The 22,005-nt window shown below is 46.4% G+C and carries 23 protein-coding genes and 1 tRNA gene; 13 read left to right on the top strand and 11 right to left on the bottom strand.

Annotated elements, in window-relative coordinates; translation table 11 throughout:
* Position 1: 1 nt before the first annotated feature.
* The 3 genes from ACNI23_RS17005 to ACNI23_RS16995 form a co-directional block, all read right to left on the bottom strand.
* A complete protein-coding gene (locus ACNI23_RS17005) occupies positions 2 to 388 on the bottom strand; it encodes a hypothetical protein (RefSeq protein WP_420250473.1) in 387 nt (128 codons plus the stop codon).
* Positions 389 to 465: 77 nt separating this feature from the next.
* Entirely contained in the window at positions 466 to 1,143 is a 678-nt protein-coding gene (locus tag ACNI23_RS17000) for an ERF family protein (RefSeq protein ID WP_420250472.1), read from the bottom strand.
* Between the two features lie 131 nt (positions 1,144 to 1,274).
* Positions 1,275 to 1,601 (bottom strand): helix-turn-helix domain-containing protein, encoded by a 327-nt coding sequence (locus ACNI23_RS16995; RefSeq protein ID WP_420250471.1) that lies wholly within the window; start codon positions 1,599 to 1,601, stop codon positions 1,275 to 1,277.
* A gap of 245 nt (positions 1,602 to 1,846) precedes the next feature.
* Here ACNI23_RS16995 and ACNI23_RS16990 point away from each other — a divergent pair, with 245 nt between their 5' ends.
* The 4 genes from ACNI23_RS16990 (at position 1,847) to ACNI23_RS16975 (ending at position 5,549) form a co-directional block, all read left to right on the top strand.
* Entirely contained in the window at positions 1,847 to 2,749 is a 903-nt protein-coding gene (locus ACNI23_RS16990) for a hypothetical protein (protein ID WP_420250470.1), read from the top strand.
* A 319-nt stretch (positions 2,750 to 3,068) separates the two neighbouring features.
* Positions 3,069 to 3,704 (top strand): YagK/YfjJ domain-containing protein, encoded by a 636-nt coding sequence (locus ACNI23_RS16985; protein WP_420250469.1) that lies wholly within the window; start codon positions 3,069 to 3,071, stop codon positions 3,702 to 3,704.
* Positions 3,705 to 3,951: 247 nt separating this feature from the next.
* Positions 3,952 to 4,266 carry a helix-turn-helix domain-containing protein gene (locus tag ACNI23_RS16980; protein ID WP_420250468.1) on the top strand — a complete coding sequence of 105 codons (315 nt, stop codon included), beginning with the start codon at positions 3,952 to 3,954 and terminating at the stop codon, positions 4,264 to 4,266.
* Complete coding sequence (locus ACNI23_RS16975) at positions 4,263 to 5,549, top strand: type II toxin-antitoxin system HipA family toxin (protein ID WP_420250467.1); 1,287 nt, start codon at positions 4,263 to 4,265, stop codon at positions 5,547 to 5,549. The genes ACNI23_RS16980 and ACNI23_RS16975 overlap by 4 nt, the downstream gene beginning before the upstream one ends.
* A gap of 97 nt (positions 5,550 to 5,646) precedes the next feature.
* On the opposite strand, the gene ACNI23_RS16970 is transcribed toward ACNI23_RS16975, so the two are convergent.
* The 4 genes from ACNI23_RS16970 to ACNI23_RS16955 form a co-directional block, all read right to left on the bottom strand.
* Positions 5,647 to 7,422: a DUF3987 domain-containing protein gene (locus tag ACNI23_RS16970; protein WP_420250466.1), complete on the bottom strand. Its 1,776-nt coding sequence runs from the start codon at positions 7,420 to 7,422 to the stop codon at positions 5,647 to 5,649.
* Between the two features lie 53 nt (positions 7,423 to 7,475).
* Complete coding sequence (locus ACNI23_RS16965; RefSeq protein ID WP_420250465.1) at positions 7,476 to 7,739, bottom strand: hypothetical protein; 264 nt, start codon at positions 7,737 to 7,739, stop codon at positions 7,476 to 7,478.
* Positions 7,732 to 7,935: a hypothetical protein gene (locus tag ACNI23_RS16960; protein WP_420250464.1), complete on the bottom strand. Its 204-nt coding sequence runs from the start codon at positions 7,933 to 7,935 to the stop codon at positions 7,732 to 7,734. The genes ACNI23_RS16965 and ACNI23_RS16960 overlap by 8 nt, the downstream gene beginning before the upstream one ends.
* Positions 7,936 to 8,004: 69 nt before the next feature.
* Positions 8,005 to 8,295 (bottom strand): hypothetical protein, encoded by a 291-nt coding sequence (locus ACNI23_RS16955; protein ID WP_420250463.1) that lies wholly within the window; start codon positions 8,293 to 8,295, stop codon positions 8,005 to 8,007.
* A 364-nt stretch (positions 8,296 to 8,659) separates the two neighbouring features.
* Here ACNI23_RS16955 and ACNI23_RS16950 point away from each other — a divergent pair, with 364 nt between their 5' ends.
* Positions 8,660 to 9,889 (top strand): hypothetical protein, encoded by a 1,230-nt coding sequence (locus tag ACNI23_RS16950; protein WP_420250462.1) that lies wholly within the window; start codon positions 8,660 to 8,662, stop codon positions 9,887 to 9,889.
* A 114-nt stretch (positions 9,890 to 10,003) separates the two neighbouring features.
* On the opposite strand, the gene ACNI23_RS16945 is transcribed toward ACNI23_RS16950, so the two are convergent.
* The 4 genes from ACNI23_RS16945 to ACNI23_RS16930 form a co-directional block, all read right to left on the bottom strand.
* Positions 10,004 to 10,079: transfer RNA gene (locus ACNI23_RS16945), tRNA-Thr, on the bottom strand.
* A gap of 115 nt (positions 10,080 to 10,194) precedes the next feature.
* Positions 10,195 to 10,710 (bottom strand): thiol peroxidase, encoded by a 516-nt coding sequence (tpx, locus tag ACNI23_RS16940; protein ID WP_420250461.1) that lies wholly within the window; start codon positions 10,708 to 10,710, stop codon positions 10,195 to 10,197.
* A gap of 92 nt (positions 10,711 to 10,802) precedes the next feature.
* Positions 10,803 to 11,846: an ABC transporter substrate-binding protein gene (locus tag ACNI23_RS16935; RefSeq protein ID WP_420250460.1), complete on the bottom strand. Its 1,044-nt coding sequence runs from the start codon at positions 11,844 to 11,846 to the stop codon at positions 10,803 to 10,805.
* 212 nt (positions 11,847 to 12,058) lie between these two features.
* A complete protein-coding gene (locus ACNI23_RS16930; protein ID WP_420250459.1) occupies positions 12,059 to 13,138 on the bottom strand; it encodes a TOBE domain-containing protein in 1,080 nt (359 codons plus the stop codon).
* Positions 13,139 to 13,274: 136 nt separating this feature from the next.
* Between ACNI23_RS16930 and modA (ACNI23_RS16925) the strand changes: the two genes are divergently transcribed.
* The 8 genes from modA (ACNI23_RS16925) to ACNI23_RS16890 all read left to right on the top strand — a co-directional run bounded on the left by modA (ACNI23_RS16925) (position 13,275) and on the right by ACNI23_RS16890 (position 21,994).
* Entirely contained in the window at positions 13,275 to 14,021 is a 747-nt protein-coding gene (gene modA / locus ACNI23_RS16925; protein ID WP_420250458.1) for a molybdate ABC transporter substrate-binding protein, read from the top strand.
* Positions 14,021 to 14,686, top strand: coding sequence for a molybdate ABC transporter permease subunit (gene modB, locus ACNI23_RS16920; RefSeq protein ID WP_420250457.1), 666 nt, complete (start codon positions 14,021 to 14,023; stop codon positions 14,684 to 14,686). The genes modA (ACNI23_RS16925) and modB overlap by 1 nt, the downstream gene beginning before the upstream one ends.
* Entirely contained in the window at positions 14,683 to 15,387 is a 705-nt protein-coding gene (locus tag ACNI23_RS16915) for an ATP-binding cassette domain-containing protein (RefSeq protein WP_420250456.1), read from the top strand. The genes modB and ACNI23_RS16915 overlap by 4 nt, the downstream gene beginning before the upstream one ends.
* On the top strand, positions 15,387 to 16,112 hold the full coding sequence (gene modA, locus ACNI23_RS16910) for a molybdate ABC transporter substrate-binding protein (protein WP_420250454.1): 726 nt from the start codon (positions 15,387 to 15,389) through the stop codon (positions 16,110 to 16,112). The genes ACNI23_RS16915 and modA (ACNI23_RS16910) overlap by 1 nt, the downstream gene beginning before the upstream one ends.
* A gap of 4 nt (positions 16,113 to 16,116) precedes the next feature.
* The gene (locus ACNI23_RS16905; RefSeq protein ID WP_420250453.1) at positions 16,117 to 16,791 is read left to right on the top strand and encodes a molybdate ABC transporter permease subunit; all 675 of its coding nucleotides are present in this window, start codon (positions 16,117 to 16,119) and stop codon (positions 16,789 to 16,791) included.
* 12 nt (positions 16,792 to 16,803) lie between these two features.
* Positions 16,804 to 17,535: a Rossmann-like domain-containing protein gene (locus ACNI23_RS16900; RefSeq protein ID WP_420250452.1), complete on the top strand. Its 732-nt coding sequence runs from the start codon at positions 16,804 to 16,806 to the stop codon at positions 17,533 to 17,535.
* 649 nt (positions 17,536 to 18,184) lie between these two features.
* Positions 18,185 to 19,204 carry a molybdopterin-binding protein gene (locus ACNI23_RS16895; protein ID WP_420250451.1) on the top strand — a complete coding sequence of 340 codons (1,020 nt, stop codon included), beginning with the start codon at positions 18,185 to 18,187 and terminating at the stop codon, positions 19,202 to 19,204.
* Positions 19,205 to 19,270: 66 nt separating this feature from the next.
* Positions 19,271 to 21,994 carry a molybdopterin-dependent aldehyde oxidoreductase gene (locus tag ACNI23_RS16890; RefSeq protein ID WP_420250450.1) on the top strand — a complete coding sequence of 908 codons (2,724 nt, stop codon included), beginning with the start codon at positions 19,271 to 19,273 and terminating at the stop codon, positions 21,992 to 21,994.
* Positions 21,995 to 22,005: the final 11 nt, after the last annotated feature.

The raw sequence follows: 22,005 nt of genomic DNA, 5'->3' as shown, positions 1-22,005 counted from the left end.
GCTAACCTCCGCAATACTCGGATACGGTTTGCTGGAGCAGGCCGTCCGGTTTATCAAAAGGGTTGTTGTAATAGTCGCCACGGATTTCAAAGTCATTTTCATCATCGCCGATACGCATGAAGCTAAACTCCGTACTTTCAAGCTCTGCGAGAACCGATTCCATCAAAGAAACCAAAGGATGACGGACATCCCATGCAGTCCGAGTCCAGTAAAAGAGGTGGCCGCCATATCCTTGGCCGGTCTGATTACTTACGTTTTCTTCCAGCATTTCCTGAACGGCTACCAACTCCTGTTTGGTTAATTCCCTTTGGGCCTCAGCCAGCTTGTTGTTAAATTTTGTAAGTCCGAGACTGGAAAGAAAAATCGTAATGTCACTGAAGGGTTCCATGTGCACTCCTTTAGGCAATAAAAAAGCGCGCCTCCGAAGAGACGCGCTTCATGTGCTGCGTTAAATTTTGTTACCGGCTATGCGGCCTGTTCATACTTCCACCACAATTTACGATTCCCATCCCAGCGGAAACCGGCTTTGCGGAGTGAATCCTTCTGCGGAAGGGTGTTACCGGTTGCCAGAATGCAGGGCTTGCCATCCCGTGCCGTTTCCTTTCGGTACTGGACTCCTTCAAGGCGAGGTAAAGACGGTCCTGACCCGTTACCTTCAGACTGACTTTTGGGTGCTGCGTGAGTTGCAGAACCCAAGTGTCTGCCGGGGTTATATTCATTGTTTTGATTTTGCGGGCGGCATGACCCTTCACCGTCATCATCGTGTTCAGTAACGATTCCGACCAAAGCCGCAAGTCCATAACGGCGAGCATAAGTCATGGCCGATCCGTAGCCCTGCGGGTCTCCTTTAGGCAGCGGCATGACAAGCAACGATGACTGCCACTGTCCCGATTCAGCATGGACGATCTTACTGACCAGCCCAAGGTTTCCATTCTCCACCTGTACCGGCAACTGAGTCAGCCAGATTCCGTTCGCCAGCAGAGCTTCCCGGCATGTTTCCATCACCGATTGCAGACTGGCGTAACGGCTGTTTGTAAAATTGTTCTGTCCATCCTTTGCAGCGGGCTTCAAAGCCTGCTGCACCCTGAGCATTGCCCCGGCAAGTTCCGTGATCTCCGGGGAACAAAGATTCGTTCCGTTCATATATTACCTCCTGAAAAAGAAAGCCCCTGCTCGGCAGACCGGGCAGGGACAATAAAAGCCAAAAAGACCATACTCTTACATGAATAATATATGTCTGAAATTATTTGAAAATCATTTAGTGAGCTATATGATTACTGAGTGGAATGCTTTTTAAGCACATCAACCATATCCATAATTATTTCCAACTGTTGAGGAGACAAATCAGCTAAAATAGCCTGTGCTTTGAGCTGGCTGTCATTAGTCTTGCTTTGAGAGGCAAGTAATTTCTCAGGTTGAATTTGTAGCGAGTTAGAAATCTTCATCAGAATATCAACTGACAGATTTACCTTTCCGCGCTCAATTTCTCCAAGATATTTATAGCTTATGCCAGCCCTTTCAGCCATATCCTGCTGACTTAACTTCAGGGACTTGCGTAGTTTTTGAATATTTTGTCCAACTATTTCGGCAGATTTAGTCACTTCGTCCTCCTCATGATCTAAGTCATGAGGAGTTCTGTTCTGATTTTAAACCCATGAAACAAGTCTTTTACTCTTGCAATAAGACACCGATAGGTGCTAGAAACCGCATAAGCACTTGATTAACTATTTAAAAATGGAGCCATTAAATGCTTCGCAACTTAACGTTCACAATCCTTTTATGCTTGTTGATAAGTCTATTCGGTTGCACGGAAAACAGTGATATTTCCACGGTCAAGAATGGGCACATGGAATTTGATCAATCCGTAACAATCGGTAATGTACTGGATAATTGCCAAGGTATGAAAAATCGGCAATGGACCACCTTTGAGACTAAGCTCAAACGCAAATTTGTTCAATTTACTGCAGATATTCCGATACGGGGCGAAATGTTGACAGAACAATACGGCTACCATGGAAGCCACCTTGATCGCCTAAGGAATTTTGCGGATAATTACTTGCCTGTTTTTAAATTCACTATACAATTTCAAATGTTAAACAATAACCAGTTCAAAGTTACCCATGTAGGAATGACGCTTGAAAAGAACCTGCTTCTTGATGATTTCATCGAAAAAGAACGGCTAAATAAACATTACGAGGAGGATGGAAATATTGGCATAGCAACAGCTATGAAATTAATTTATCAAGACAAGCCATTAGTTCCATATGGCATACTACATGAACTTAACCGCCTACATGAAGACGAAATTCAACGGCGTATGTACAAAAGAAAAAATGAAGTTGAAAGTACGTTAAAATTAATTGATTACCCCAAAAAGTATCGCCAATTAATCCTCAATGTGTATGAAAACCAAAGTACAGGAGCTGTTTTGGCAGCAAGTTTCCGATATGGAATAATTGCGGGGGCAGCATTGAATGGCGAGACTGGTGCAACCTGCTCTTTTTTTGAAGATGGAAAGTACAATGAAGCACAGACAGAATTTGTGTTAACTAACGCAACTTGTTCCCCTTCTATTAAAGTTATTGAGAAAAGGGCATCGGAGTCTCCAAGGACAATCGCAATTAGTGACATTGGAGAGTGTGGATTTTGCGGAATGGGAATCTCGATGGAAGGGGAATACCAATTTATTGGAGTGGTTAATATAAAAGACAGACCAGGAACCCCCTATATCAATATGGAATTTCAATAAAAAATACCCTCCAGAATGTATATGCCTGCATAGCAGGCTATTTACTAAGTAGATAGCCAAACCACAAGCTTGCCCCTTCCTAGATTAACTATCCGGGAGGGGGCTTTTCTTTCATCCATACATCTACTCATATTATATTGAGCCGTTTTAATATTAATTCAGTCACAATATACTATAAGAAAGACACGACAGAGAGATAAGTGCACCCTTGCAAATCCAGGGCATAATAGAACAGATAAAACTAGGTATATTGTAATATCTAAATAAGCACTTAATACTTTCAATACAAACATCAACATATTACCAACAGGATAAATCTATGAGCAACAGAAAAGACAATGAGAATGGTATCACTTACGAAAAGATGTATAATGGAAAGAAGATACTAACTGACAAGGATAAAGGCTATGGTTGTTACAAGGATATTCTGCAGAAGACAGATAGACTCATGACCACCTACACAGGCAAGCATAACAAAGCTAATGTCACAAGATTTGATCTAAAATATCCAAAAGACGAGAATGTACCAACAGACAACAAAGACTTCTCCAGATTTGCTTCTACGTTTAACAAAGCTCTGAAACGTAAAGGACTGGACCCGAAGTACATCGCAGTACGGGAACAATCCAGAGAGAAACATCAGCATTATCATGTAGCAGTCCTTACTGATGGCAACAAGATCAGAAGTCCACATACTGTCATCAAGACTGCCGAGGAACATTGGAACAGGACTCTGGGTAAGGACAAAAGCCATAAGAGTCTGGTCCACTATTGCACTAAATCACGATCAGGTGAGAAACAGACCAATCATTACGTACTACGCAGGAACGATGACAACTTTGAAAAAGAGATGAACGACTGCTTTGAACGATGCAGCTACCTTGCCAAGACAAACACAAAAGGAAACACCCCTCACCGTACCAGAGAGGTATTCTCTTCAAGAATCACAAACTAAGTCTTATACACGGCAACTAACAACCTGAAACCTGAAGACGTGACGAGCAAGGTTACCATCAAAACAACTCACACTGGAATAGATTGCCTAAAATTTAATGCGATCCTTTAACGAACATCATTGCAGAACAGGAGGTAGCGACTACGGTTATACCTCCTGTCTTTTTAATCGAGCCAGCCATCTAACTAATGACCAAAAATACCACAACTATATTTACTTTGGTGCATTTTAGTGTTTTACTACCACTATGATGTCACTTATTAGCACAAACACACCGTCCGAGAGCATACAAATTATAGGGCGCAACATCAGAGACCAAAGATTAAGCCGTAACTGGACCCAAATGACTTTGGCTGAAAGAGCTGGAGTGCCCATATCCACCCTTCGGAAATTTGAACAGACAGGTAAAATTTCGTTGGAATCCTTCATCAAAATATGCTTTTGCCTAGACATTCTCGATGAATTGCTAAATACCACTGCACCAAAAGAGCAAGAGTTCACCTCCATGGATCAGGTGCTCAATGACACTGCACCCAAAAGACGAAAACGAGGCAAAAAATGAGTACCACTGATAATGATCAGAAACGCCTTGATGTGTATTGCAACTTCGGCATAGAACGTCTTCATGTCGGGGTACTGGCTCAACGCGAAGGCAGCATCTACTTCGAGTATTCAGATAATTTTATTGAAACAGGCATAGAGATTTCCCCTTTAAAGCTGCCGACAAAAACTAAATTTCAGAAATGCAATTCGCCTTTTGAAGACCTGCCCGGAGTTTTCTATGACACCCTGCCTGACGGATGGGGACGATTGCTTATGGAAAGGCTGCTTCGATCAAAAGGGATACACCCTAGCAGAATCACTCCGCTGGACAGACTGGCCTTTGTGGGCCTCAACGGGTTAGGTGCACTTGAATACGAACCAGCCACGTCTAAGCCAGACACACGGGAACTGAGTCTTGATGAAATTGCCGGATATGCCCGCAACATTCTGGATGAGGAACTTGCTGGCACACCTAAAGAAGTGCTTGAAGCTCTGCTGCACCTGAATGGATCTTCTGCCGGGGCAAGGCCGAAGGTGCTGCTCAACAGATGCAGTGACGGAACCATGAAGTGCTTCCCTATGACAAGCGGTGGGGCACGGGTATGCCCGGATGAGATTTCAGAACCATGGATGGTAAAATTCCCGAACACTCAGGACGGCAAAGACAGTGGAGCCCTCGAATATGTCTATTCCATCATGGCTCGTAATTCCGGCATTGAGATGCCAGAAACGGCACTCCTACCTGCCAGCAGCGGTCCGGGATACTTCGGAATCAAAAGGTTTGATGTCTTCGGCACTGAACGTTTTCATATGCACACGGCCTGCGGGATACTTGAAGCGGATTACCGCGTCCCTGCACTTGATTACCAAGACTTAGTAAAACTGACCTATATCCTGACCCGAAATCAGCAGGAGGTAGAAAAGGTGTACCGACTGGCTGTTTTCAACGTTCTCGCCCACAACCGCGATGACCACGGAAAGAACTTTACTTTTCTGATGGACAAAACAGGCGAATGGACATTTTCTCCAGCCTACGACCTGACCTACTCACACGGACCCAACGGAGAGCAGTCCACCATGGTCATGGGCGAAGGCAGGAGTCCCGGAGAGGAGCATCTGTTGGCTTTGGCTGCGGTTGCGAATGTTGACGTGAAAAAAGCTGTACGGATTATCGAGCAGGTACGGGATTCTTTATCAGAGTTTGAAAAGCTGGCTGTGGAGTATGAGGTGTCTGCGGGATTGAGGGATGAGGTAGTTTCGCTACTAGGCCTTCATGCAAATCCACAAAAATTTTGCAAATAACTTCTTGCTAATGCAGCGTTTACGCTATCATCAGCATTAGCAAAGCCTTATTTATTAAAAAAGCCGTGCCAGAAGGACTGACACGGCTTCGTAACACTTACGCACAAGTAGTACTGCCGGTAAAATTATATTTTGGATGAACGACGCAGTGGGTGGTCTTTCTCCGCGTGTGCCTGCGCAAATAGTTATGCCGTTCAAGTAAGGCCAACCCAGACCTGATGTCATCAATCCTCTCTCCAGAACCACGACGAATTTCATTTTCTGTGAACTGATACTTTTTCAGCTTATCAATCCATTTCAACGCAATCTTTGCGAACCTGTGTCCTTTGGAAGTTTCGGAACAAAACATGTACGAGGCATGAACCTTGTAGAACCTAGCAAGTTCGATCCCTGCACGCATTGTTCCTTCACTCATTTCAACCGCAGTCGGTTCTCTTTGTTCCCAAAGATGAATAGCTCCAGCGATTCGCACTGCATGCCCAGCAAGCTTACGTCCGAAAGCTTCAAAACCGGAAAACACTTCGGCCTCCAAGTCCTGATTAACTTCATCAACAAACTGCCAACGCAAAAACTCAGCTTCCGAACTTAGTTTTAAACTATGCCTGACTTTTCCTTGTTCATAGCCCTGCGGTTGAAACTCAGTCATAAGCAGCCTTAATACCACACCCTCGTAATTTTCTAAAAGCTCCTCAAGCCGAACTTCATCGACCAAGTTTCGTGAAAGACTAGCAGCGGGACAGGAAAGTGTCAGAAATCGGGGAAGTAAACCGTCTTCGTATAGCTTCTTGCGGCCGAAAAAGTCTTCTGCCACCCCATCCTGCGCAAAAATGTTGATTGCTAGAACAGGGGCATCCATGGCGACAGAGGTTTTTGCCATGGTTACCTCATCACCAAAAGGCTCTGCGGAATAGGCCTTAAGAAGGATATTGTCCTGCCCATCTCTTATTCTGTACTTCAAAAGTCCTGGCTCTGCTTCAAAGATACCGATCGCTTCATTCTGCTCTGCCATTATCAAAGCGATCTTTTTAAGCGTTGGACTATCGACAAGAAGCCTATCTACTTGCCAAGCTTTGAGAGCATCTAGCTTAACACCACCAGACATATCAGCCCTAATTGAAGAAGCTGCTTTTGATATTTCGTCAGAGGTCATATCTTCACTGAACAGTGCATTTATCTTGCTATTCAAAAGTTTGGTCTTGAACTTCTTTTCTACAAAAAACGCCTCCTCGGCAACATGCTTCTTGTGGTTATGTTTCACCTTACGCTCACGCTGCTCTTGATCGAAAACATGCCTGAACATCTCAACCAAGGCACTTTTCCTGCCACCACTAGGCAGAACGCCCAGCATATATCCTGTAACAATCTCCCTATATCTCTTCTCAATACGAACTTCGTAACACCCACGCGCAGCAATAAATATTGCCCCAAGTAAAATATGTACCACTGCTGCAATAGGAACACCTAATTTCATAGCAGAGAGCTGAACCAGCTCCTTCAGGTCATTAGGCAAAATGTCAATTGGGGTTTCTACTTCCGGCTCAAGGTTCTTGGGTACTGGTTTGATAATTAAATGGAACAACTCATCAGAAAGTCTTTTCTCATATTCATAATCATACACCTTCTCTTCGGCTTCAAGCCGTCGCTCTTCAGAGTTAACATAACCGGAAAACGCGTTGTTGGCCTGTGTCTGTGTTAGCATGGGGTTATCGACTTTATTCATGCCAGAAACAGGAGAGTAAGCTCCTGATTTTTGATGCACTTCTAAAATATCGCTTTTAGTTTTTCCTGTGTTGACTCCAGGCATTCCTTTTACTACTTCAAAATCAACGCAATTACCTGTTTCATCAGTTATAACTAATTCTCTAGTAGACATTGTATTGCTCCAAGCAGGCCCAGTGTCTGACACTGAACCTGCTATCTATATTGTTAAGGCATAGTAAAGGTCAGGACATGCGGAGTCATTTCTATCTGCACCAACTCTCCAGAATCTTTTACTGAAATCATAAGAGATGGCCCCTCAACTTTTACATTTACTCCAGTACGCTGACCTTCGGGAATTAACCCACTTGCTACTCGGACAGTGGTACGCAAATTATCTTCAGCCTCTTTATAAAAAGAACTTACAACTTGCTTGACCTCACCATTACCGATATTCGAAACAACTTCTGGAACTAAAGTTTTTTTAATCATAATTTTTCTCTTTAGTTTTGGTGTTAGGAACACAGCAAATTTCAACATGGCTAATGTTATCCCAATGATTCCCCGGGAGACGGAGAACCAGTTCCTCTAAACAATCCACAATACTGCCGACAATTCCGTCACGGAGCTCTTCATTGATCACTCCATCTAGGCAGACATCGGGAGGATAATTCTTATCTTTGAACATGAAAGTTACCTCAACTATTTCCTTGCCCGCCCTTCAACGGGAAGGTAAATCTTGATACGTGTAGCTACATTAGTTAGTGGCATCATTTAATTGTTCCAGAACCTCGTCGTCTGTTTCTTCTTCACAAATGACTAAATGCTCATCCACCCATTTCAGCACCGCATCACGCGGATAGCCGACATTTCGTCCAAACTTCACCTTTTCCGAAATGCACCGTTCACCCGTACTGTCCATGTTGGCGAGCGTTCGCTCACACACAAGACCTCCTAAATTTTCGGACAAAACCTTGCGTGAAACGACAATGGGCAAATTTCCCCTTAAATATTTAATGATCTTTCGCTTGAGTTCAGATTTTTTCATCTGTCCTCCATTATAGTTTGGAAATAGAGCTCTAATTCTGTTTAGCCGTGGCCTCGGCTTGCAGAGATCAGAACACTGTGAAATCGTAAGAGAAAGAGCTTGAACTAAAAAAAAGGGCATAAAAAAAAGAGATTTCACTAACAGTTAAAATTCCAACTCATTTCTGAAAAATTAAAACCATCTAAAAATGACATTAAAAAACATAGAAAAATGGAGGAGTGGACACGAATAGATAAAATCATTAATTTCGAGCACATAAATCAAATAAAAACTTTTTAAAGCTAAAAAAAGACTCTTCTGTAAAATTTTTTTATTTCACATTTATCAAAGGACCATGAGTGTTCCGCTCAAATAAGGAGAAATCATGCAACGCCCCAAAGACTTAAAAAGTTATCCATTTGTTATCGGTACTGATCAGACCAACGGACAATTCACAGGAGACATGAGAAAATTCATTGAGTGGGCACAGAGGCTGGCAGGAGAATGCGTTGTTTCTGACGAAGATATAATGTCAATCAAAGAGCGTATTAAAGAAATTGAAGACGACTATTTTAAACCAGTAGTCCAGCTTTTTGCCGAGAATGAAATAATTGTCGACAGTACTAAGAATGATAATTTATTCATCACAGCAGGTTTCTCTAGCGCAATACATTACAAACACAGTGAGGTGCTTAAAATACTGCTAAGCATACATCAAGGAGACACTAAATATTCGGACCTAGTAGGCACAGAGTTTTCAAAGAATTTGATCAAAGATAAATACAAATTAATAAAATATAAATTTCAAAACTACTACATTCTTGGAACAGAAGCCGATTCTAAAATTTATCTTTTAGGAATTTACAGCAGTGTAATGACTGCAGAACATTTCTGGGACGAATACTTCTATAACACTATAGGCACACACTATGTAGAACAACCTTATTTATCACTAGAGATAAGCCTCACACAAGCGTCTATGCTCTTAGACTGTTCAAGAGCAAGACTATTGAAGTTAATTCAAGAAAATAAAATTTCATCTAGAAGAACATTAACACAGGCACACACTAACCAACCTCTGATAGGAAAATCGCTTGAGAGATACATAACTATATATGAATTAATAAAATACATTGAGGAGAACGAGAACAAAAGCCGCGCCGAGAATATACTCAGGAGCATATTTGACTATTCCAACAAACACCTAGCTGAACTTGCGCAAGAAGTCGTTGAAAATGGATATTTCAGCCCCATCATGCACGACAATATCCCAGCCTTGATTCACAAATACAAAAAAACAAAACAAGAATTAAAAGACCTTAAGAAAGAAATAGAAGACAAGCGAACTGCAACGGATGAAAACAGAGAAAAATATATCGAAGCATCGGTATCTGAAATCGCAAAAATCATTGAAGACCATAAGACCGATATACCTAAAAAAGAAAAGATAACTGAAAATGAATTTCTGGACAGAGTAAAGAGGAATCCTGATTTACCAAAACGAGGCATTGATATCGCCAAAAAAATATTTAGAGCCCTCCCCACAAAATATCGACGGGGAAGAGGGCATGGAAATCCCAAATACAAAGCTAGCCCATCCCATGAAGTGGAATGACAGATACAAACCATCACGCACAAGACCGAATCCATACCGTCACCAATACCGTCACCAAATCATCAAACAGCAAAAAAGGCTTACGTCTATACGGACGTAAGCCTTTGATATTCATGGAGCCAACGATCGGAATTGAACCGACGGCCTGCTGGTTACGAATCAGCTGCTCTACCGACTGAGCTACGTTGGCTTTTGGTTGAACTTGTCTTTATATCAGTACATATTTTGCGGTCAAGTCTAAAGCTAAAAGAAAAAGCCTCTACCGATAATCGGAAAGAGGCTTTTAAATTTTATACTGATTAATACTAAACCAACTTCTTAGCGGCAGCGAGGGCTGCATCATAGTTCGGTTCTTCGGTAATTTCTTTCAAGTACTCTACGTACTGAACGACACCTTCTTTATCCACAACAAAAACAGCACGGCTGAGGAGACGCAGTTCTTTGATCAGCACGCCGTAAGCTTCTCCAAAAGAGGATTCTTTGTAATCGGAAAGGGTCTGCACTGCTTCAACTCCGGCAGCACCGCACCAACGGGCCTGAGCAAACGGCAGGTCCATGGACAGAGTCAGGATCTTGATGTCTTCACCAAGGGATGCGGCCTCATTGTTGAACCTGCGAGTCTCCATATCGCAGACCGGGGTATCAAGAGAAGGTACTGCGCTAATAATCAAAACTTTGCCTGCGAAATCAGACAGAGCTTTGGGAGCAAGTCCATTGTCAGTAACGTTGAATCCGGGGGCCTTGTCACCCACTTTAATTTCATTGCCAAGAAGTGTCAGGGGATTGCCCTGAAAAGTGATTATTCCTGTTCTTTCATTCATGGTTCAACTCCATTGATTTAATTATAGTTGGTTAACTGATAGCACAACCGGGAAATTCCGACAACAAACATCCAAAACAAATAATCACAGCCCTAATTCTTCAATAAAGCCTTCACCGAAAAATCGTAATCAGCGTTTGTCTTATTGTAGGCTTTTGAAAATTTCCTGAAATCAATATTAGACCAGTCGCGGGAACCGAATCGTTTTAAAAATCGCTCCACATTATGTTCGTCCACAACGCAAAAAATCCTCTTCCTGATCGATGGTCCTGCTTTTCCAATAAAGTCGTAGCCGTGGTGATAATCATAAAGCATGACCAGCCCCCAGCCTCCAGTCATAAAATGACCGCCCACGGAAAAAGCCAACGAGCCTTTTCTTACAGCCTCCAGAGCCGGCTTATCCCAATTTATTCCACCGACCAAAACATCCTTACCCGGAATCAGGTCATTCTTTTTTATCCCCTCAATGGCACCCAGCGCCATAGGATCGTTAGCGGCCCAGATAACATTTACTTTTGGGTCACGGACTAAAAATTTGCTAACCAGATCAAAGGCCTTATCTTTACGCCACAAGCAATGAATCTCAGGAAGAATTTTTGCTTCAAAGAAATCAGCACGCGCATAACCCAATCCAGCATTCCTGAGCAGGGTTGCCTGAGTGACATAGTCTCCGGCAATGGGCAAAAGCTTTACATCCTTTTGAGCAATCCCCTGCTCTACTGCTTTTTCTATCAGCTTCTTCGCCAGATTATATCCGGCCCAACGGTTATCAGGAACCAGACCGCCAATCCAATTTTTAAATTTTCCCCTCGGGACGCCCAAGGTCTCGGCCTGATCTCCGTAAAAATCCAACAAAAGATTGAAAACCTTAACACCTTTTGCATCAGCTTGAGCAATTATCTTCCCGGCAGCAAGCTTCTCGTTAACCACAATAAGATAATCAGGAAGATGCTTCCGGTTAAGTACTTCCGCTGCTTCTTTAACCATTAGAACATGATTACGTTCAGAATACATGACTTCTAAATCTATGCCCAAGTCATCTGCGGCGGCCAGCATGAAAGAACTAACCTCACGCCAGAATCCACCTGTGGGGTCACTTGGATCTGACTTACCGGGATTAAGAAAGACGACCTCCATCCTATCAGTCAGCTCATTGCTACCCTTGCAAAAAGATGAAGTCGGGAGGGTAAATAAAGAAATGCAAAGCGTAACAAAAACAAAGAAAAAATAACGCACGCGCACCACCTGCTGCTCACATGACATAATGCATAACCATCACCATAAACGGTCATTCTATGCCAAAAGGAACTCAATATGACATTATAACATAAGCAGCAGGTAAATAAAAATTAGACCGCATGCAGAACAACAGATAAAGCCTTAAAGCAAAATTCCACATCAGCACCCTCAGCCAAACCTTCTTCTTCAATTGACCATGAGGTGACCAGCGCGCACATCTGGACCCCGCCCTTAGATTCACCGGAAACTTCTGCCAGAATTTCTGTCTGCTTGATTGATGTTACTTTCGCAGGAACACAATTACGGGAGCTTGTGCCCTTTCCCTTTAGAGGACGAACCGCCACCAATGGAGCTTTGACTGTAGCGGAAACTGATACGCCCACTTCAAGATCAAGCTTGTATAAACTTTCTAGGGTGATAACCGAGCTGATGGTAAATCCTTCGGCGGTCTCAAATTCTACATCTGCCAACACACCGTCACGGCGCACTGAACTTACCTGACCAATAAAAGTATTACGGGCACTGGACTTAAGTGCGGTCTCCTCAAGAGCCATGCGGCGGACAATGTTCTTTACATCACCGGAAGACCATTCCTGATAAACTGCAGCAAGATCAGCTGAAGACTGCCCAAGAACCTTGCGAACCACTCCCAGCGGAACACCGTTACGCAATAATTCCACAGCCCTTGAGCGACGCAGCACCGAAGGCGCGCCTTTTTTGCGTTCCAGTCCGCAGGCATCGGCTCGCTCATAAAAAGTTCTTCGCACATAGCCGGGGTCTAGATGGAAAATTTCCCCCTCAAGACCGCTCCCCATAGGACCGTCAATCAACCCCTTAAGCTCTCGGCAGACTGATTGCGGCAAAGGTACTTCCCTCTCGTGTCCGTCCTTGCCAAGCATGATTACTGCCTTGGGAAGATCAATATTTCTGCTTTCATCGAGTCCGAGAATCTCACCAAGCTTGGCCCCGGTATGCCGCAAAACCAGAAACAGGCAATATACCCTTGTGCGGGACCGGACGTAATCCGCACGCCCCCCCCTATCCTTCCAGCTACGGAATTCTTTTTCGAGAGCGGATAGTTCCCGACTATCAAGATGAAGAATATTTTCAGGAACATCAAATACTTCCGCAGGAGCAAGCCTGCTTTCTCCGACATGAGATTTCTTATTTCCAGTCCCTTTGTTCTGCACTTGAATAACCCTTCGAGCAGTCACGTTTTTATTAGAATGCGTGACCGGTTTGAAATTTTTACCGCTCCCTGCATAAGCATAAGACACTGATAAAGCCAATTCAGGAAGACCTCAATTTCAAAATGGAGAACAGATAATGAAACGAATCAGTGCCCTCATCCTCACCCCCCTTTTGATCCTATTGCTTGCTTTACCCCTTAAAGCCAGCGCTGCCGACCTTATGATCGCGCAGGCAGCCAACTTCATGCCTGCCATGAAAGAAATTATTCCCGCTTTCAAAGAAGTAAGTGGTCTTGAAGTTCAAGCCACATATACTTCCACCGGAAAGCTATACGCTCAGATAGTTAACGGTGCTCCCTTTGATCTCTTTCTGGCTGCGGATGAACGCCGTCCCCAGAAGCTTTTCACTGACGGCTTGGCTGAGACCCCCTTCGTCTATGCCAAGGGCAAAGTGGTTCTCTGGTCTAAGGACAAGAAAAATATCGGAAAGAGCTGGCAGGAAACAATTAAGGACGGCAAACTCAGTAAAATTGCCATCGCCAACACAGAAACCGCCCCCTACGGAACCGCCGCAATGATGGCATTGCAGCACGCAAAGCTCTGGGAGCAGGTTAAACCGGAACTCGTTTATGCCCAGTCCATTGCTCAGGCTTTTCAGTTTGCTTCCACAGGAGCTGCCGACGCCGGATTCTGCGCATACTCATCCATGTTTACCCCCACAGGCAAAAAAGGCGGCTTTGCAGTCGTAAAAGAAGCGCCTCCGGTAATACAAGCTGCCTGTATTCTCAAATCATCAGAACACAAAATTGCGGCCATAAAATTCGTTGAATTCCTATCCGGACCTGAGGCTACTGCCATCAAGAAAAAATACGGGTACGACTAATGGATTTCTACCCGCTCTATATCTCTGCCAAACTGGCTGTGGCTACGACACTGTTTATTCCAATTGTTGCCGCACCTATTGCTTACATCCTTGCTTTCGTTGATTTCAAAGGCAAAAGCTTAATTGATGCTGTTGTTTCTCTCCCCATGGTGCTTCCTCCCACGGTCCTTGGCTTCGGACTGCTCATAGTCATGGGTCCACAGGGGCCGCTGGGAGGATTCTGGAGGGACCTTACCGGAGAACGCATGGTCTTCAGCTTTTCCGGTATATTGCTGGCCTCGCTGGTGTATAACCTGCCTTTTGCGGTGCAGCCCATGCGTGCGGCTTTTGAAAAACTGGATATACGGCTGCTGGAGAACGCGGCAGTGCTGGGCCTTTCTTCTACCGCCACCTTTTTCCGGGTAGTGCTGCCCAACAGCCTGCCCGGGCTGGCGGCATCAGCCATGCTGGTCTTTGCCCACAGCCTTGGTGAATTCGGAGTAATCCTCATGGTCGGCGGGTCCATTCCCGGCTCAACGAAAGTCGCTTCCATCGCCATCTACGAAGCAGTCGAAGCCATGCGTTATGACGATGCCTTGTATATGTCGCTGGCAATCATCCCGGTCAGCTTTCTGGCCCTCTTAGCCATAAACCGACTCAATAAAGTCAGCCGGAGCAGATCATGACCCTGAAAATTAATATCCGCAAACAGCTGCCTAATTTTGCGCTGGACGTTGCCTTGGACTGTAAGCCCGGCACCCTGACCGCTATCGTAGGCCCTTCCGGTGCCGGAAAAAGCACATTGGTACGCATCATCGCCGGATTGGAAAGACCGGACAGCGGAAACATATCACTTGCCGGTAAAATCTGGGTGGACACTGCCACTCAAAACTTTGCCAAACCCCAACAGCGGGGACTGGGTCTTGTTTTTCAGGAATACACCCTGTTCCCGCATTTGAATGTGCGCAAAAACGTTGCCTTTGCAGCAAAGGATAAGGGGTGCGTTCCCGGCCTGCTGAAGAAATTCGGAATCTCCCACATAGCTGAAAGCAAACCTTCCAATATCTCCGGCGGTGAACGCCAGAGAGCGGCATTTTGTCAGGCTCTGGCCCGCGAACCTGTACTGCTGTTGCTTGATGAACCGTTCTCCGCTCTGGATATCGCCACCCGCGAAGGACTGCGAAAAGAATTACGCGAACTGAAAAGAGAGCTGAATATTCCCATCATCCACGTGACCCATGATCTGGAGGAAGCCTACTATTTAGCAGACTCCATCTTCGTGCTTGAGAACGGTCAGGAATCACCGCAGTGGCTGGAACGCCAGCGCAATCGATTCTGCCCTGAGCCAAAACCACATCCACACCTTGAACTTGTAGGAAATCTATAATGAAAAAAATATCTGCCCTGCTGCTTCTCATACTGCTCGCAGTACCCGCTGCCGCCCAAGCTAAAATTGTCATTGCCTCAGGTGCGGGATACCGTTCACTTGTGGACAAACTGACTGCAACCTATACGGACCAGACAGGAAACGAAGTAGAACGGGTCTATGGAAACATGGCCCGGGTCACTGCTCAGGCCCGCAACAGCGGCTCTGTTGATCTGGTCCTCGGCGACAAATCTTTTCTGGAGAAATCCAAGCTGGATTGCTGCGCGACCCAAAAAGTAGGCCGGGGGAGGCTGGTTATCGCTTATCCCAAAGGCAAAAGCTTTAACGGTTCAGACGACCTTCTTGCAAAAGACATTTCACGTATTGCTCTGCCCGATACCAAGCGGGCCATTTACGGAAAAGCAGCACAACAATACATGAAAAATAAAAACATTTTCGCCAGCCTTGAACCAAAACTGCTCATGGTTGCCACTGTGCCGCAATCCGCATCATACGTAGTAGCGGGTGAAGTTGATTATGCCTTTATCAATCTGACTCACGCCCGCAAAATCAAGGATTCCATAGGCGGATTCGTTATCGTTGATGAAACAGCTTACTCGCCCATCACCATTATAGTGGAGCAGATGAGCAGCTCCGGAAACAAGGATGAATGCACCGCATTCATGGACTTTTTGAAATCTGACACAGCCCGCAAAATCGTAGCAGCCCACGGTATGCAGGACTAAGAGCATGGATATTGCGGCTATCATCTCCGACAGCGCAACACTCAGCCCGCTGGTCCTCTCCGCCAAGGTTATGGGGGTAGCGGGTGTGTTGCAGCTGATTGCAGGAGTTCCGCTGGCATTCTGGCTTTCGCGTAGTAAAGGGGTGCTGCAGAATTTCGTGGACACTGCCGTGACCCTGCCGCTGGTTTTTCCTCCGGTGGCAACGGGATTCGTGCTCCTCTTCCTGCTCGGCAGACGCGGCCCTGCTGCTGAAATTTTCGGGGACAGCATTATCTTCGGTTTCCCCGGCTTGGTGGTGGCGGCTTTCATTGCCGGATTACCCCTCTTGGTCAAACCGGTGCAGGCAGCCTTGAAATCAGCCGAAGCTGCAAAATTGCATGAAGTTGCGGCAGTCTTAGGAAAATCTGAAACTGAGATATTCCTAAAGGTTCTGCTCCCCTGCACAAAAAGGGCTATTGCAGCCGGGACCCTGCTGGCCTTGGCCCGTTCACTAGGTGAAGTAGGCATGAGCCTCATGCTTGGCGGCAACGTCATAGGCCGCACCAACACCCTTTCCCTTGAAATATACAACGCGGTCTTCAACGGTGAATTTGAACGGGCGGCAGTCCTCTCGTCCATTATCGGCATCGCTTCCATAACCATTTTCAGCGCGCTGAAAAAATTTTCTGACGCAGACTAAACAGGAAACATCATGAGTGAATCAATTTTAAAAGAGGTCCAGTCCCGGGCCTATGAGATTTGGAAATCAGCTGGCATCCTCGACGAAAGCATTGAAGTAAAAGCACGTACATTAAGCACCGAAGAAGCCATCGGCAATCCTGAAGGTGATGACTTCCCTCTTCTGAGAGGAAAGGAAAAACTCATGGAAGCCGATTTCCGTGGTTACAAAGGACAGGCATTTACCGACCGTTACGGGGATTTCAGCAATACCCTGCGTGAAATAGCGGAAATGGACCTGACCAATAACTTTCGCCGCGCCATCTTCGTCTCCGCCCTTAATGCTGTGCAATGCAGCCTCGGCAAGGCCGAACAGACTATTCATTGTAAGGACGAAGGTCCGGCTCTCTGCGCTCCTCAATTTGGTGATTATATTGCAAAAGAATACGGCAACCCCAAACTGGGACTCATTGGTTACCAGCCGGCTATGATCAAAGCCCTTTCCGGTCGTTTTGAAATGCGCATCGTAGATCTAGATCCGGACAATATCGGAACGGTAAAGTGTGGAATCAATGTAGAAGGACCGGATAACACTGCAGAAGTTCTTGATGATGTAAACCTGTTGGTTGTCACCGGGTCAACCATAGTTAACGATACCATCGGCAACTTCCTTCGTGATGACAAACCGACAATTTTCTTCGGAACCACCGTATCCGCGGCAGCGGAAATGATGGGCTGGCAACGATTCTGCTGTCAGAGTTCTTAATAATACCGATTACCTGCCGGAATTTAATCTCAATTTTCCGGCAGGTTGCCATTCTGCACAAACAGGTTGCAACCCTGCAAAACCCTCCTGCCTCCTAAGCTGAAACTGTTTCAATTCTGCACAGTCTGCTTCTGACACATTGCCTTGTGATAACTGTCCCAAAATGACACACACCTCATGAGATCAGCTTTTTATGCGAACTTTCACACATTAAACTCACTATCATAGCAATCAAATAAAAGACTGTAAAAATATTTTTAAAAATATTGATCCAGTCACAAAAATCACAATCTCATCAAGTCTCTGTTTTTATTAATTATACCATTTTGGACCTAATTTTGCTGTAGATTCCAGTCAAATGAGGTGCGTCCAAGACAACCCTTATGAATCAAAGGCTGTGCAAGCTTGTCCATAATGGAACGATTCCAAACCACCAATATCTTGGTGTTCCTTGACTTATTGTATCCAGTTGGACATATAAATCCCAAGCTCATAGAGTTACATTCATAATGTTTCTCGATGACTCAGCATCTAAAATTATGTCTTTTTTGATATATCGAAAGAGATTCAGCTGACATGAAAAACGGATCAGGCTGCTTCTGTTTGCAATACAGCCGCCACTCACAAATTCAACCCGGAGCCTTAACTCATGATGAAAACTGTTCCTGTTCAGGACTCCATCGGTAATGTCCTCTGTCATGACATGACCCGAATCGTCCCCGGAGAATACAAGGGCCCAGCCTTTAAAAAAGGACATATCATCACCCCGGAAGATATTCCGGTACTCTTAGAAATCGGCAAGGAGCATGTTTACATCCTTACCCTCGAAGACGGACAGCTGCACGAGAACGATGCCGCAAGACGCATTGCCAAAGCTGCTGCCGGACCGGGAATAACTCTCACTGATATCAGCGAGGGACGTATTAACATGGTCGCTTCACCGGGCTTGCTTTGTATCAATGTGGAAGCCCTGAACCGCATCAACTGTATCGACGAAGTTGTGCTGGCCACACTGCACAACGGCATCCAGATCACTGAATCACGAGAAGTTGCAGGAACCAGAGTTGTTCCGCTGGTTATCGACGAAAGCAAGATCGAGCAGGTTGAAGAAATCTGCCGTGAATGCGGCCCTATTGTCAGCGTAAAACCTTTCCGCAATCTCAAAGTGGGTCTGATCACTACCGGAAGTGAAGTCTACCACAGCCGGATCAAGGACAAATTCGGTCCGGTTATCCGCAATAAATTTTCCAAGCTCAATTCGGAAGTCATCGGCCAGACCTTTGTCAGCGATGATCCCGATATGACCAGCACCGCGATCCTCAAAGCAATTGATGACGGAGCGCAAATGGTGGTGGTCACCGGCGGCATGAGCGTCGACCCCGACGACCAGACCCCGGCATCCATCCGGGCCACAGGTGCTGAAATAGTAACCTACGGCTCTCCCACCTTCCCCGGAGTAATGTTCATGATCGGCTATTTGAACGGTGTCCCCATTGTTGGGCTGCCGGGCTGCGTCATGTACTACCGGGCCAGTATTTTCGACCTTATAGTTCCGCGGATTGTGGCTGGCGAACGCCCCACCCGCATGGAAATCGCCGAGTTGGGCCACGGCGGATTCTGTGCCGGTTGCGATACCTGCCGCTACCCGCTGTGTTCTTTCGGTAAATAGAGGATAGTTCGACGTCCTTTTCGGACGCCTGCTAATAAACAGCAGTAATTCAAGGAGGTTCTCCCCATGCTTAAACGGACTCTAAAAGTTAACGGCGTAGAAAAGTTCATCATTTGCGACAATGATGATACCCTCGCCAGTGTTCTGCGTGAAAAACTCGGTCTGCTCAGTGTTAAGATCGGTTGCGGAACCGGACAGTGCGGTAGCTGCTCCGTCATCATCGACGGAAAACTCAAGCGCACTTGTGCCCTCAAAATGAAACGGGTTGAAGATTTCACCGAGATACTCACTACAGAAGGTATAGGTACCCCCACCAAGCTGCACCCCATCCAGCTCGCATGGATTGCCCACGGCGGCGCACAGTGCGGTTTCTGTACTCCCGGTTTTGTTGTTTCTACCTACGCTCTGCTTATTGCTAATCCCAAACCTACCCGCGAAGATATCCGCGAATGGTTCCAGAAGCACCGCAACGCATGCCGCTGTACAGGTTACAAGCCCTTGGTTGACGCAGTTCAGGACGCAGCAGCAGTTATGCGCGGCGACATGAGCGAAGAAGATCTGATGTTCAAAATGCCCGAAGATCAGCGCATCTGGGGTTCCAAATATCCCCGTCCCACCGCAGTTGCCAAAGTTACAGGTACTCTCGAATACGGTGCAGACCTTGGTCTGAACATGCCCGAAGGTTCCCTCAAGTGCGCTTTGGTACAGGCGGAAGTTTCCCACGCCAATGTAATCTCCATTGATACTTCCGAAGCAGAAGCAATGGAAGGCGTTGAAAAGGTTGTTACCTACAAAGACATCAAGGGTAAAAACCGCATCACCGGTCTGATCACCTTCCCCACCAACAAAGGTGACGGTTGGGACCGCCCCATCCTCGCAGATGAAAAAATCTTCCAGTACGGTGACGCTATTGCCATCGTTTGTGCTACTTCCGAAAAAATCGCGAAAGCAGCAGCCAAGAAGGTAAAAGTTGAACTGGAACAGCTGCCCGAATACATGGACGCTCCTTCCGCTATGGCTGAAGACGCCATGGAAATCCACCCCGGCACCCCCAACGTTTACTTTGAACAGAAGATCGTTAAGGGCGAAGAAACCGCTCCCATCTTTGACAAAGCAGACGTTGTGCTCGAAGGTTCCTACTATGTTCAGCGCCAGCCGCATATGCCCATCGAGCCGGACGTAGGTTTCGCTTTCATCGATGATGACGGCAAGCTCAACATCCACTCCAAGTCTATCGGCCTGCATCTGCACGCAGCCATGATCGCTCCCGGTCTCGGTGTCGAGCTGGAAAACCTGATTATGGTTCAGAACTACGCTGGCGGTACCTTCGGTTACAAGTTCTCCCCCACCATGGAAGCACTGGTCGGCGCAGCCTGCCTCGCAACCGGAAAGCCTGTATTCCTGAACTACACCTGGGAACAGCAGCAGCAATACACCGGTAAACGCTCTCCCTTCTTCACCGACATCCGCCTTGCTGCAAGCAAAGACGGTGACCTGCTCGGTATGGAAACCGACTGGATCTGCGACCACGGTCCCTACTCCGAATTCGGTGACCTGCTGACCCTGCGCGGTGCTCAGTTCATCGGTGCCGGTTACAAGCTGGATAACATCCGCGGCCTCGGTAAAACCGTATGCACCAACCATGCATGGGGTTCAGCTTTCCGTGGTTACGGTGCTCCTGAAAGTGAATTCGGTTACGAAGTCATGATGGACGAACTGGCTGAAAAAATCGGAATGGACCCCTTCGATCTGCGTGAAAAGAACGTCTACCGCGAAAGTCAGGGCGACACCACTCCCACCGGCTGCAAGCCTGAAGTATACTGCCTGGAAGATATCTTCACCGCCGGTCGTCCCAAGTATGAAGAGATGAAGAAATGGGCTGCTGAAGATGCTGCTGAAGGCTTCAAACGCGGCGTTGGTATCGCAGTAGGTATCTACGGTTCCGGTCTTGACGGACCTGACACCGCAGAATCCGCAATCGAACTGAACAAAGACGGTTCTGTAACCCTCTTCAACTGCTGGCATGACCACGGTCAGGGTGCGGACATCGGTTGTCTGGGTACTGCTCACGAAACCCTGCGTCCCCTCGGCCTCAAGCCTGAGCAGATTCATCTGGTTATGAACGACACCCGCAACTGCCCCAACGGTGGCCCCGCAGGTGGTAGCCGCTCACAGGTTGTTATCGGTAACGCAATTATCGCAGCATGCCGCAACCTGATGGATGCAATGCGCAAAGCAGACAACTCCTACATGAGCTATGACGAAATGGTCGCAGCCGGTAAAGAGCTCCGTTACGAAGGTAAATGGTCCGCTCCGGCAACCGATTGTGACGAAAACGGTCAGGGTAGCCCCTTTGCCTGCTACATGTACGGTCTGTTCATGTCCGGTGTAGAAGTTGAAATCGCAACCGGTAAAGTTCAGGTTGAAAAGATGAAACTCGTTGCCGACATCGGTAAGATCAACAACAAACTTGCTGTTGACGGTCAGATGTACGGTGGTTTGGCACAGGGTGTCGGTCTGGCCCTCACTGAGGACTACGAAGACATCAAGAAGCACTCCACCATGGTCGGTGCAGGCTTCCCCTACATCAAGCAGATTCCCGATGATATCGAACTGGTATACGTTGAAACCGAACGTCCCGACGGCCCCCACGGTGCCTCCGGTGTTGGTGAGCTTCCGCTGACCACCCCGCACGCTTCCGTTATCAACGCTATCTACAATGCCTGCGGCGCACGCGTAACCCATCTCCCGGCTCGCCCCGAGAAGGTTCTCGCTGCTATGAAAGGCTAAGTAATTAAATG

The sequence above is a fragment of the Maridesulfovibrio pacificus (SeqCode) genome (assembly GCF_048612815.1).
Classification (GTDB): domain Bacteria; phylum Desulfobacterota; class Desulfovibrionia; order Desulfovibrionales; family Desulfovibrionaceae; genus Maridesulfovibrio; species Maridesulfovibrio pacificus.
Note: the sequence above shows the minus strand (reverse complement) of the source record. Positions and strands in the feature narration are given on the sequence as shown.